General features: G+C 72.7%; 12 protein-coding genes. 10 read left to right on the top strand and 2 right to left on the bottom strand.

The features are described 5' to 3' along the window. Positions 1 to 28 precede the first annotated feature (28 nt). The 6 genes from ribH (at position 29) to IH48_RS0121635 (ending at position 4,955) form a co-directional block, all read left to right on the top strand. Complete coding sequence (gene ribH, locus IH48_RS0121660) at positions 29 to 529, top strand: 6,7-dimethyl-8-ribityllumazine synthase (RefSeq protein ID WP_030907107.1); 501 nt, start codon at positions 29 to 31, stop codon at positions 527 to 529. A gap of 19 nt (positions 530 to 548) precedes the next feature. Next, entirely contained in the window at positions 549 to 821 is a 273-nt protein-coding gene (locus IH48_RS0121655; RefSeq protein WP_030907104.1) for a phosphoribosyl-ATP diphosphatase, read from the top strand. Positions 822 to 891: 70 nt separating this feature from the next. Next, positions 892 to 1,737 carry an ATP phosphoribosyltransferase gene (gene hisG, locus IH48_RS0121650; protein WP_030907102.1) on the top strand — a complete coding sequence of 282 codons (846 nt, stop codon included), beginning with the start codon at positions 892 to 894 and terminating at the stop codon, positions 1,735 to 1,737. 5 nt (positions 1,738 to 1,742) lie between these two features. Further along, entirely contained in the window at positions 1,743 to 2,252 is a 510-nt protein-coding gene (locus tag IH48_RS0121645) for a PH domain-containing protein (RefSeq protein WP_051840339.1), read from the top strand. 181 nt (positions 2,253 to 2,433) lie between these two features. Beyond that, positions 2,434 to 3,843 (top strand): hemolysin family protein, encoded by a 1,410-nt coding sequence (locus IH48_RS0121640; protein WP_051840337.1) that lies wholly within the window; start codon positions 2,434 to 2,436, stop codon positions 3,841 to 3,843. After that, a complete protein-coding gene (locus IH48_RS0121635) occupies positions 3,840 to 4,955 on the top strand; it encodes a hemolysin family protein (RefSeq protein WP_051840335.1) in 1,116 nt (371 codons plus the stop codon). Before IH48_RS0121640 ends, IH48_RS0121635 begins: the two co-directional genes overlap by 4 nt. 80 nt (positions 4,956 to 5,035) lie before the next feature. Here IH48_RS0121635 and IH48_RS0121630 read toward each other — a convergent pair whose 3' ends face one another. After that, complete coding sequence (locus IH48_RS0121630; RefSeq protein ID WP_030907089.1) at positions 5,036 to 6,931, bottom strand: AAA family ATPase; 1,896 nt, start codon at positions 6,929 to 6,931, stop codon at positions 5,036 to 5,038. A gap of 360 nt (positions 6,932 to 7,291) precedes the next feature. Here IH48_RS0121630 and IH48_RS0121625 point away from each other — a divergent pair, with 360 nt between their 5' ends. Continuing rightward, on the top strand, positions 7,292 to 8,167 hold the full coding sequence (locus tag IH48_RS0121625; protein ID WP_420705529.1) for a phosphotransferase family protein: 876 nt from the start codon (positions 7,292 to 7,294) through the stop codon (positions 8,165 to 8,167). 117 nt (positions 8,168 to 8,284) lie between these two features. Continuing rightward, on the top strand, positions 8,285 to 9,019 hold the full coding sequence (locus IH48_RS0121620; RefSeq protein WP_030907084.1) for a S1 family peptidase: 735 nt from the start codon (positions 8,285 to 8,287) through the stop codon (positions 9,017 to 9,019). A gap of 245 nt (positions 9,020 to 9,264) precedes the next feature. On the opposite strand, the gene IH48_RS0121615 is transcribed toward IH48_RS0121620, so the two are convergent. Further along, positions 9,265 to 9,915: a uridine kinase family protein gene (locus IH48_RS0121615; RefSeq protein WP_051840332.1), complete on the bottom strand. Its 651-nt coding sequence runs from the start codon at positions 9,913 to 9,915 to the stop codon at positions 9,265 to 9,267. Positions 9,916 to 10,112: 197 nt separating this feature from the next. Here IH48_RS0121615 and IH48_RS0121610 point away from each other — a divergent pair, with 197 nt between their 5' ends. Then, entirely contained in the window at positions 10,113 to 11,504 is a 1,392-nt protein-coding gene (locus tag IH48_RS0121610; protein WP_030907077.1) for a C39 family peptidase, read from the top strand. Between the two features lie 201 nt (positions 11,505 to 11,705). Continuing rightward, positions 11,706 to 12,395: a TetR/AcrR family transcriptional regulator gene (locus IH48_RS0121605; protein WP_078849936.1), complete on the top strand. Its 690-nt coding sequence runs from the start codon at positions 11,706 to 11,708 to the stop codon at positions 12,393 to 12,395. The last annotated feature ends 22 nt before the right edge of the window (positions 12,396 to 12,417 follow it).

Genomic DNA, 12,417 nt, shown 5'->3' with positions numbered 1-12,417 from the left:
ACCCGGCAGAAACGAAACAGGGAGACACGTGAGCGGCAAGGGCGCGCCGGAACTGACCGTCAAGAACTGCGGGGACCTCAGGGTCGCCGTCGTCGCGGCCAGCTGGCACGAAAAGGTGATGGACGGCCTCGTCGACGGCGCGATGCGCGCCCTGCACGAACTGGGCATCGACGAGCCCACCCTGTTGCGGGTGCCCGGCAGCTTCGAGCTGCCGGTCGTCGTCAAGGCACTGGCAGAGCGCGGCTACGACGCTGTCGTGGCCCTCGGCGTCGTCATCCGCGGCGGCACACCGCACTTCGAGTATGTGTGCCAGGGCGTCACCCAGGGGCTCACCCAGGTGTCCACGCAGACGGGCGTCCCCGTCGGCTTCGGCGTGCTGACGTGCGACACCGAGCAGCAGGCGCTGGACCGCGCGGGCCTGGAGGGCTCGACCGAGGACAAGGGGCACGAGGCCGTCACCGCGGCCGTCGCCACGGCCACGATCCTGCGGACCGTCGCCGAACCCTGGCGCCAGGCGGCCGGCGCCTGACGCTAGAGTGAGCGACACCATGTCCAACAAGACGTTCGAGGAGCTCTTCGCCGAGCTCCAGCACAAGGCCGCCCAGGCGGACCCCGCCACGTCCCGCACCGCCGAGCTGGTCGGCAAGGGCGTCCATGCCATCGGCAAGAAGGTCGTCGAGGAGGCCGCCGAAGTGTGGATGGCCGCCGAGCACGAGGGCAAGGAAGCCGCCGCGGAGGAGATCTCCCAGCTCCTCTACCACGTCCAGGTGATGATGGTCGCGTGCGGGATCGACCTCGACGACGTGTACGCCCATCTCTGAGCCGATCCGTCCCCGGGCCGCCACAGGCCGTGCCCGCACCAGCCAACGACACCGTGAGGAAGCCGCAACCATGCTGCGCATCGCCGTTCCCAACAAGGGTTCACTGTCAGGACCTGCGTCGGCGATGCTCCATGAGGCCGGCTACCAGCAGCGCAAGGAGTCGAAGGAGCTCGTACTCGTCGACCCCGTCAACGAGGTGGAGTTCTTCTACCTGCGCCCCCGCGACATCGCGATCTACGTGAGCTCGGGACGCCTCGACGTCGGCATCACGGGCCGCGACCTGCTGCTCGACTCGGGCGCGGACGCCGAGCCGATCATGGAGCTCGGCTTCGCGCGCTCCACCTTCCGCTACGCCACGAAGCCCGGCACCGCCAAGGGCGTCGGGGACTTCGGGGGGATGACGGTCGCCACCTCCTACGAGGGCATCGTGGCGAAGCACCTCGCGGACAACGGCATCAACGCCTCCGTCGTCCACCTCGACGGGGCGGTCGAGACCGCGATCCAGCTCGGCGTCGCCCAGGTCATCGCCGACGTCGTCGAGACCGGCACATCGCTGCGGAACGCCGGCCTCGAAGTGGTCGGCGAGCCGATCATGACGTCGGAGGCGGTCGTCGTCCGCGCCACGGGCGCCGCCGACGACCCCAAGGTCGGGCAGTTCCTGCGCAGGCTCCAGGGCGTCCTGGTGGCCCGCACCTACGTGATGATGGACTACGACTGCCGCGCCGAGCACCTGGAGCGCGCCGTCGCGCTCACCCCGGGCCTTGAGTCTCCGACCGTCTCGCCGCTGCACAACGAGGGCTGGGTCGCCGTCCGTGCGATGGTCCCCACCGTCGACGCGCAGCGCATCATGGACGACCTGTACGCCCTCGGCGCCCGCGCCATCCTCACCACGGCCATCCACGCCTGCCGGCTCTGACGGCGATGCCGTCGAAGACGCCGCCGGACGACGGCGGTGGGCGGGCGCACGGCGCGCCCCCGCCGCTGCCGGTGACCTTCAGGCCGCGGCGCACCCGGCTGCTCCTGCTCGTCGCCGGGTTCGTCATGCTCGCGGTGATCGCCTGCCTCGCGCTGCTGCTCGACGCGGCGGAACCGGCCGAGCAGGCCGGGTTCCTCGTGGTCGCCGTGATCGTCGACGGCGTGCTCGCCCTGCTCGCCAGGCCGAAGGTCGTCGCCGACCACGGCGGGGTGACCGTGGTCAACCTCACACGTGTCAGGCGTCTCACCTGGCCCGAGATCCTCGCGGTCAACCTGCGCCCCGGAGACCCGTGGGTCTTCCTCGACCTCAGCGACGGCACCAGCATGCCCGCGCTCGGCATCCAGCCGGGCATCGCACGCCACAGCGCCATCAGGGACGCACGCGCCCTGCGCGCCCTCGTCGACGCCCACGGCACCGGCACCGAATCGGGCGCCCCGCCGGCGGCCGGGCGCTGACACATCCCTTTGCACGCCGTCTTGACTATTCTGTGGGGAGCGGGCGCCAGGAGCGCCCTGCCCCGCATCCCACGGCCGGTCGAGGCCCGCGGGGATTCCTGCTAATCGAGGAGTGACTCCCTCCAGCAATGGACGGAACGTCCGGTAGTACCTGCGCCGCCCCCTTCCGGGAGGCGGCGACATGATGGTCCCCCTGCTGCTGCTCGCCGCGGCACTCGTCCTCATCCTCGCCAACGGCTTCTTCGTGGCGGCCGAGTTCGGCCTCGTCACGGTGGAGCGAGCGGACGCGGAACGCGCCGCGGCCGCCGGAGACCGGCGCGCGGGCGTCGTCGTCAAGGCCGTGCGCGAGCTGTCCTTCCAGCTCTCCGGCACCCAGCTCGGCATCACCGTCACCTCCCTGGTCGTCGGCATGCTCGCCGAGCCCGCGCTCGACGACCTGCTCACGCCCCCGCTGTCCGCGACGGGGCTGCCGGACGACGCGGTCGCCGGCATCGCCGTCGTACTCGGCATGCTCGTCGCGTCCGCCGCGCAGATGGTCATCGGCGAGCTCGTGCCCAAGAACTGGGCGGTGTCCAAGCCGCTCCAGGTCGCCCGGTTCGTCGCCGGGCCCCAGCACCGCTTCAGCCTGCTGCTGCGGCCGGTGATCGCGCTGCTGACCACCGTCGCCAACAGGATCGTGCGGATGCTCGGCGTCGAGCCCACCGACGAGCTCGCGTCGGCCCGCACACCGGGCGAGCTGGTCTCGCTCGCCCGCCACTCGGCGCAGGCGGGCACCCTCGAACAGGACACGGCCGACCTCTTCGTGCGCACCGTCGCACTCGGCGGGCTCACGGCGGAGCACGTGATGACGCCCCGCGTGAAGGTCAGCGCGCTGCAGACCGACGCGACCGCCGCGGACGTCGTCAACCTCACCCGCGCGACCGGCCTGTCACGCTTCCCCGTCTACCGCGACCGGATGGACGAGATCGTCGGCATGGTCCACCTCAAGGACGCGCTCGCCGTACCGGCTCACCTGCGCCCGCGCACGCCCGTCACGCGCATAGCCGTACCTGCGCTGCTCGTCCCCGAGACGCTGCCCGCGCGCCAGCTGCTCGCCCGGCTGCGCACCGAGCAGCCGATAGCCGTCGTCGTCGACGAGTACGGCGGCACCGCGGGCGTCGTCACCATCGAGGACATCGTCGAGGAACTCGTCGGCGAGGTACGCGACGAGCACGACGCCGAGGGCGCCGCGCGCCCCGAGGTCGTCCCCGCGCCCGCCGAGGACGGACACCCCGCCTGGGAGGCCGACGGCAGCGCCCGCGTCTTCACCCTGCGGCGCATCGGCCTCGAAGCGCCCGAAGGGCCCTACGAGACCCTCGCGGGCCTGGTCGCCGACCTGCTCGGCCGCATCCCCGTCCCCGGCGACCGCGTCGAACTGCCGGGCTGGCGGCTCGCGGTGCGGCAGGTGGACCGCTACCGCGCCGAGCGCGTGCGGATCGTACGCACCGGCGCGGTGCCGGCGGCGGACGGACCCGGCGCGGACGCCGACGGGCCGGGCCTCCGGGCCGAGAGGCGCGCCACGGCCGACGCGGCGGCTGGAGGCACCGGGTGAGCGTCCTCCAACTGGCCTGCGCGCTACTGCTCGTGCTCGCCAACGGCTTCTTCGTGGCCGCCGAGTTCTCCCTCGTCTCCGTGCGCCGCAGCCAGATCGAACCCCACGCGCGCGCGGGCTCGGCACGCGCCCGCAGGACCCTGCAAGGCCTGGAGAACCTGCCGCAGATGATGGCCGCCGCGCAGTTCGGCGTCACGGTCTGCTCGCTGACGCTCGGCGCCGTCGCCGAGCCGACCGTGGCCCACCTGCTGGAACCGGTCTTCCAGGCCGTGCACCTGCCCGAGGTCGCCGTCCACCCGGTCGGCTATGTGATCGCGCTCGCGATGGTGTCCTTCCTGCACCTCGTGATCGGCGAGATGGTCCCGAAGAACCTCGCCATGGCGGCCCCCGACAAGGCGGCCATGTGGCTGGGCCCCTGGCTCGTCGCCTTCGCCAGGCCCTGCCGCCCGGTCACCGTCGCGCTCGCCGCGTGCGCCCGGCTGGTGCTGCGGATGTTCCGCGTCGAGCCGAAGGACGAGGTCGACTCCGTGTACACGAGCGTCCAGCTCGGCCGGCTCGTGGAGGACTCGGGCCAGGCAGGCCTGCTCGAACCCGAGGCGCAGGAGCAGCTGGAGGACGCCCTGGAGCTGGGCAGCCGCCCCGTCACCGACGTCCTGCTGAGCCGCGGTTCGCTCATCACGGTGACCGCCGCCGTCACCCCGCGCGAGATCGAGGAGCTGACGGTGCGCACCGGCTACTCGCGCTTCCCGGTGTGCGCCGTGGCGGGCGGGGCGTTCATGGGCTACCTGCACGTCAAGGACGTACTCGACCTTGAGGCACCGGAACGCGCGGTGCCGCAGCACCTGTGGCGCCCGATGACCACCCTGCGCGCCGAGCTCCCGCTGGACGACGCCCTCACCGTGATGCGCAGGGCCGCCACCCACCTGGCGCAGGTCGCGGACGCGACGGGCCGGGTGATCGGCCTGGTCGCCCTGGAGGACGTGCTGGAGACGCTCGTCGGCGAGGTGCGCGACCCGTCACACCGCGACGCCGCGGACGCGGGGAGCGCCATGCCGTCCCAGGGGCAGCACGGCGGCGACGACGCCCAGGCGGTCCTGGCCCCCCGCGCGTGAGCGGCGGGCCGGCGGCCCGGGCCGTCAGGTCCCGGCAGGCGGCCCGGCGGGGTGCGCTCGGCGCTCCGCCCGGGTGCAGGTCACTCCGGGCCGGTCGCCGTGTCCCGGCCGGACAGCGCCTCACCGTAGGCCTGCATCAGGTCGGGCAGGCGCAGTGTCGACAGGTCGTCACGGGTCGGCGTGGACGGGTAGCCCGCGAGGCGCAGGTCCCGGTAGGCACAGCTCTTCTCGTACAGCGTCCGCAGGAAGCGCCCGTTGCCGAGGTCGTCGATCCAGCCCTGGTCGACGACGTGCCCGCTGATGGAGCGCAGCTCGTCGAGCGCCTCCTCGTCCCACGCGTCGCCGCCCTCCGCGGCGAGCACCCGGCCGATGGCGGTCAGCTCCAGCGGACGGTAGCTCGGGAAGTCGACCCGCGTGGTGAACCGCGACGAGAGTCCGGGGTTCGCCGCGAACAGCCGCTCCATGCCCTCCGGGTAGCCGGCGAGTATCACCACCAGGTCGTCGCGACTGTCCTCGGCACGCTTCAGAAGCACCTGGAGTGCCTCCTCGCCGTACGCGTCGCCCTTGCTGTACCCGGCGTTGGACAGGCTGTACGCCTCGTCCACGAACAGCACCCCGCCGATCGCCGAGTCGATCAGCTCGTTCGCCTTCACGGCCGTCTGGCCGAGGTACTCGCCGACGAGGTCGGCGCGCTGCGCCTCCACCAGATGGTCACCGCCGAGCAGCCCGAGGGCGTAGAAGACGCGGCCGAGGATCCGTGCCACCGTCGTCTTGCCCGTGCCGGACGGGCCGAGGAAGACGAAGTGCCGCTTCGGCGGCTGGACGGGCAGCCCCTCGCCGGCCCGCAGGCGCGCCATGTTCAGCTGCGCCGACAACGCCCGCACCTGCCGCTTCACCGGTTCGAGGCCGACCATGCGGTCCAGCTCCGCCAGCGCATCGGCCAGCAGCGCCGGATCCGTCGGGGCACCGGGGAAGTCCGCCGGGGAGGGCTGCCGCGGTGGCGGCACCGTACGCTCGCGTATCTCGTCGGGGGAGACGGCGGGCCCCGCGGCGCCCGGCACCCCGCCGCCGAACCGCGGGTCGAGCGGGAGCACCGCGTCGGGTTCGCCGCGCGCCTCCGACAGCGCCTCGGCGCCGGGCCCCGCCAGCGCCAGCGGCACGGCCCCCGCGGGACCCGCCAGGTCGTAGGCGCCGTCGGCGACGGCCTCGTACCCGTCGGAGTCCGCGATCGCCGCGAGCCGCGCGGCCGTGTCCATGAACGACGGGTCGAGCCGGTGCACGGCGCGGTACAGGGGCAGCGCGGCGGCGCTGCGTCCGGTGCCCTCGTGGGCGCGGGCCAGCCAGTACCGCAGCTCCTTGCGCTGCGGCTGCTCGCTGCGGCACCGCATGAGAGCGGTGGCGAGCAGCGGCTCGGCCTGCCCGTACATCTCCTGCCGCACCCGGGCCATGCCGCCGAACAGGCCGGCCTCCGTGCCCAGCTGCGCGTCGTCGAGCAGCGGGTCAGTGCAACGGGCCAGCAGCTCCCAGTCCTTGACGAGGTAGGCGCGGCAGGCATGCAGGAACCTGACCTGCGCATCCGACTCCGCGGGCGGCAACCCGGCCAGCGCGTGGTCGAGTTCGGGCACTCTGCGCCCGTCCAGCCAGTGCGAGGCGTGTGCGAGCAGCAGATCACGCACCGTCTCCAGCACGGGCTGGACCCACCAGCCCAGCCAGTACCAGGAGTTGAGAGTGCGGCCGTGCAGGGCGCGCTGCTCGCCGAAGCGGTCGCGTGCCGCGTACATCCGCAGCAGCGCGGTGGACGTGTCCACGCGCAGCGCGTGCAGCCCTAGCCAGCCGTCCGCCATGCCGGGATCGAGCCGCACCGCGGCCTTGAACTCCTCCTCGGCCTGCGGGTAAGCGCCCATGGTGTACGCGTCGACGCCACGCACCCACGCCAGGTCGCCCGGCGCCGCCGTGCCCTGCGTGCCGATGTCCATCCAGGCCCCCACCCACACCGTGCCCCCGCGGTGTCCCGGCGGGCGGTTGCCCGTCGGCCGCTGCTGAACCACCTCTTGGTGGACGGTATTTGACCGCACCGCAGTGCATCGTACCTGCGCACGCGGTGTCCGCCGAAGCCCTGCCCCAACCACTGGCGACGTCTTTCGGGGTGAACAAACCGATCGCCGCCGCGCAGCCGCGTTCGTAGGGTGTGCGGGTTGTCGTGACGGAAGGCGGTCGGGAGAGTGGCACGCAAGGCAGCGACGCGGGAGCAGTTGGCGGGTGCGGCGCGGGCCGCCCTGGGCAGCGGCCGGCGGCTTGAGGCAGTCGAGCGGGTTGTGGGCGGCAGCAAGAAGGGCGTGTACCGCCTGGTGATGGATGACGCCACTACGGCCATCGCCTACCTGTGGAGCGACGCCGAGAACTACTGGCCCGCGGCCGAGCACGACGACGACCTCACCGACCCGTTCTCGCCGGGTTCCGGGCTCGATCTGTTCCAGGCCGCGCACGCGCGGCTGGAGTCGCTCGGTGTCCGCGTCCCGGCGCTCCGTCTCATCGACCGCGACGGTTCACACGGCCCGGCGGGCCTGGCGATCGTCGAGGACGTCCAGGGCGAGAACCTGGAGGCCTTCCTCGCGCGCGACAGGAGTGCGGCCGCGCCGGTCATGGCGAGGCTCGCGGAGTCGCTGGAGGCGATGCGAGGCCACCGGGCACCCGTGTACGGCAAGGTGGCCGTGGTCGACGGAGGGGAGCGATCACGCGGCACCTCGTGCGAGGGAGTGGTTCTCGACCGCGCGCTGCGGGACCTCACCGAGGCGGCCTCGCGCGATTCGCGGGTCGCGGACGCCCGCGACAGGCTTCGGGAGCGGCTGTTCGACCTGGCGGCGGCGGTGAGTCCGCGCGCGGAGTACGCGGTCGTGCACGGCGAACTCGGCCCTGACCATGTGCTGGTGGACGCGGAGGGGAACCCCGTGCTGATCGACATCGAGGGGCTGATGTACTTCGACGTCGAATGGGAGCACGTGTTTCTGCGGATCCGCCTGCACGACGCATACCAGCCGTTGTCCGCGAGTGGATTGGACGGCGACCGGCTCGCGCTCTACACGCTCGCACAGCGACTCTCGCTGACCGCGGGGCCGCTGCGGCTGCTCGACGGTGACTTCCCCGACCGGGACTTCATGGCAGGGATCGCCGAGTACAACCTGAAGCGGGCGCTGGAGTCGGCCCACGCCTGACCACCGCAGGGGCGGTGCATTCGACGCGCCGTCACGCTGAAGCGGGAACTTTTCTCCCCCGCGTGGTATCTCACCCTCAGAAGTGCCTGTGCTGCCCCGCAACAAGGAGCATTCCCGATGGTGCGTCGAGTGCGTGTGCTGTTGCTGACCGGCTTGTTCCTGATGACGGCATCCGTCGTGTCGGCCGCGCCGGCGTCCGCCGTCATCGGTGGAGCGAGGAGTACCTACGGCCCCTGGGCGGTGCGCATGCTGGTCGACGGCAAGCCGGTGTGCACCGGCACGGCGATCGCGCGGCGGTGGATCATCAGCGCCTCCCACTGCTTCTTCGAGCAGGGGCGGCGGATCTCCGTCAAGCGCGTCTCGTTCAGGGTCGGCAGCCTCGACATGCGGAAGGGCGCCACGGTCCGCCCGGTGTCCGGCGGGCTCGTGGGGAGCGCTCACGCCGACATGATGCTCGTCGAGGTCCCGCCCATGAGGGTGCGCACGGCGCGCCTCGCCACGTCCGGGGTCCACCCGGGCGAGGCCGTGCGGCAGTACGGGTGGGGCGCCACCTGCACCGGGGACGAGAACGCCTGCCAGTCGCCCGTGCTCAAGCAGTCGAGGCTGCGGGTGGTGCGGCCGGACGATCCCCGGTGCGAGGGGTTCACCGCACCGGGCGGTTCGGACTTCTGCATGGCCAAGGTGTCCGGGATCCCCGCCGGCGGCGACTCCGGCGGGCCGGTGATGACCACCGCTCCGCGCGGCAAGGAGAGGCTCGTCGGCGTCTTCGACGGCTCCGACCGGGACAAGACCGCAGAGGCGGGGGAGGTCTCCGGCCAACTCGCCTGGATCCGCTCGGTCATCGTGCGATGAGTGGCAAGTGGATCACCGGGGCGGCTGTGGGTGATCACCGAGGGTGAGGGTGGTCCGGGTGGGCCGGGGCCCACCGGGGCAGAACGAAGCCCCCGATCACGGGGGAACGACCGGGGGCTTCGTGTCTGCGGCAGCCGGTGAAAGCTGCACATTCAGAACGTAAGACCAGTTGCACCCCCCGGTCAAGCCGGGCCTCGACACTCCGGCGGCGGTGCGAGGCCGGACGGTACCGCGACGCACCTGTGTCACCGTGAGTGAGGGGAGGGTGCCGTGCGCGTGGTATCGCGCGGTGCCTCCGGTGCCCCGCCGGCGCCGTTCAGCGCCCCACCGGTCGCAGGCTTCACCTCGTACCCGTCCGGCACCTCGCACACCAGTGCGTCGGCGAACGGACGGGACGGGTCGGCGGCGAAGTGGTCCGACTCGGCGCGCGTCCAGCCGTCCCAGAAGTCCCCGAGGCCGGGCCCGTCGCGGTGCCTGCCGCGTGACCAGGAGGCGTCCGCCGCGCGTTCCATCCACAGCAGTGCCGTGAGCCACGGCCTCAGCCCGGCCCTGCCCGCGCCCACCCCTTCCACCAGGACGACCGGCGCCGGAGCGAGGACGCGCGGCGTGCCGAACCGGCGCGCCACCCAGTCGTACGGCGCGTAGCGCGCCTCGGCGCCCCGCGACAGCGGCACGACGACCTGCCGCACGAACCGCGGCAGCCAGCCGAACAGCTCGTCGTGCGTGGCGATGTCGTCCAGGTGCACGACGGGCGCGCCGCCGAGCTCCGCCGCGAGCAGACCGGCGAACGTCGTCTTGCCCGACCCCGCGTGCCCGTCCACGGCGACCAGCCGCGCCGGTCCGCAGGAGGGCGGGGCGGCCGCGAGGGCCGCTGCCGCCGAGCGGAGGTCACTCATGCGGCCAGCGTACGGGCGTTCCCATCGCGGGACGGCATCACCGCAGGCGGCGCCAGTGGTCAAGACCAATATAAGTGTCCGCGAGTCGGCCCTGATGTATGGCGATGAGCCGGTATCGCGAGCGATAGTGGGCGCCGAGCCGCACCGCTCGATCAGTCCCCACCCCGTCTGTCGCGCACCCCGCGAACAGGAGTCGTATGACCATGCACACCTCGCGCAGAACCGTCCTGGCCGCCGCGATCGCGGCGGCCGCCGCCGCGGGCACCGGCGCGGCCGCCTCGCCTGCACTCGCCGCACCCGCGGGGCACGCCCCGGGCGCCGCCCCACGCGGGCACGCGCCCGGCCGCCCCGCCGACCGGCTCGTCGACAACGCGTTCTGGGCCGGCCGGCACGACTGGCGCACGGGCACCTCCCGCGGCGTCCGCACCCTCGCCGGACGCCGCCCCGCGCTCGCCATCGCCGACGCCGCCGGCACCACCGACTACGCGGACCCGCACACCGGCACGACCGCCACGTGGGAGTACGCGACCTGGACCGCGCCGGTCCACCGCTCGTCGGTGTCCGCCACGGAGATCATCGCCCACTGGAACGCCGAGACCCCCGCGGGCACCTGGCTGCAGGTCGAGCTCAAGGGCCGCTACTCCGACGGCACCGACACGCCCTGGTACGTGATGGGCCGCTGGACGGCGGGCGACGGGGACGGCGACATCCGGCGCACCTCCGTGGACGGCCAGGCCGACGGCCGCTCGTCCATCTCCACCGACACCTTCGCGCTCGACGACGAGTCGGGCACGCTCAGGGTCGTCTCGTACCAGCTGCGGCTGACGCTGTACCGCAGGCCCGGCACCCGCCTCACGCCCGCCGTGTACCGCATCGGCGCGATGGCCTCGGCGGTGCCCGCCCGCTTCACGGTTGCGACGTCGACCCCGGGCCTCGCCCGCGAACTGCGGGTGCCCTCGTACTCGCAGGACATCCACAAGGGCCAGTACCCCCAGTACGACAACGGCGGCGAGGCCTGGTGCAGCCCGACCTCCACGTCGATGGTCCTCGGCTACTGGGGCCACGGGCCCAGCAAGGCGGAGACGGCCTGGGTCGACCCGTCGTACGCCGACCCGCAGGTCGACAACGCGGCCCGCTACACCTACGACTACCAGTACGAGGGGTGCGGCAACTGGCCCTTCAACGCGGCCTACGCGGCGAGCCACGGCCTGAGCGCGGCCGTCACCCGGCTCGGGTCGCTGAACGACATCGAGACCCTGGTGGGCGCCGGCATCCCCGTCATCACCTCGCAGTCGTTCCTCGCCTCGGAACTGACCGGCGCAGGTTACGGCACCTCGGGCCACCTGATGGCGATCGTCGGCTTCACCGCGGACGGCGACGTCATCGCCCACGACCCGGCCTCCGAGGACGACGCGGCCGTGCGCAACGTCTACAAGCGGTCCGAGTTCGAGACCATCTGGCTGCGCACCAAGCGCCACAACGCCTCCGGTGGCGTCTCCTCCGGTTCGGGCGGCGTCGTCTACGTCTACTGGCCGCCGCGGCCGACCGGGACTCAGGAGCGCGCCCTGAGGTCCTTCGGCCTGCTCTGACGGGACCTGGCGGGCACCGCGCCGGCGCCGCACGGGTAGCGCGCCGGCACCGCGTGCCCCGGCCGTGGCGTACGCCCGGCGGGGGCACGCCCGTGCGGCCGCCCCGACCTGCGGTGTCCGCCGGTAACCCCGGGGGCGCGCGCGGCCGGCCCTCTGGCATACTGCGGGAATTCCGTGGCAGGCCGGAGGGCAGGACCCCAATTGAACGGTAGTCAGCAGAGCGCCCCTTCGGCACGATCGCAACTGCGTCGTTCCGAACTCATATCGACCGGGCGGAAGATGTTCGCCAACACGTCCTACGACGCATTGTCGATGGACGACATCGCGAGCCACGCGGGTGTCGCCAAAGGGCTGATCTACTACTACTTCAAGAACAAGCGCGGCTACTACCTCGCCATCGTCGAGGACTCCGTGCGCGAGCTGGTGACGCTGGCCGCGAGCGACCCAGAACTGCCGCGCGCCACGCGTGTCCAGCGCACCGTCGAGGCGTACCTGCGCTTCGCCCAGGAGAACGGTGCCGCGTACCGCACCATCATCAACGGCGGCGTCGGCTTCGACACGCAGGTGCAGGCGATCAGGGACGTCGTCCGCGACGGGCTCGTGCTCACCCTCGCCGAGGGCGCCTACGGGACGCAGGACATCCCGGCGATCGCGCGGCTCGCACTCCTCGGCTGGCTCAGCAGCGTCGAGTGGCTCACCCTCGAATGGCTCGGCCACCAGGAGCTGCGTCTCGAGATCCCGCGCGACCTGCTCGTACGCATGCTGCGGCACACGCTCGACACGATCGAGGAGTTCGCGCCCGAGTGCCCGTCCCCGTCACCGGACCCGGACTGGCGTCCGGTCACGGGCCGGGAGGACGCCGAAGGCGCCCCGGAGGGCCCGCAGGACTGACGAACGGGCAGCAGGCCGGAGG

Source organism: Streptomyces sp. NRRL F-5126 (assembly GCF_000721265.1).
In the GTDB taxonomy this organism is placed as follows: Bacteria; Actinomycetota; Actinomycetes; order Streptomycetales; family Streptomycetaceae; genus Streptomyces.
Note: the sequence above shows the minus strand (reverse complement) of the source record. Positions and strands in the feature narration are given on the sequence as shown.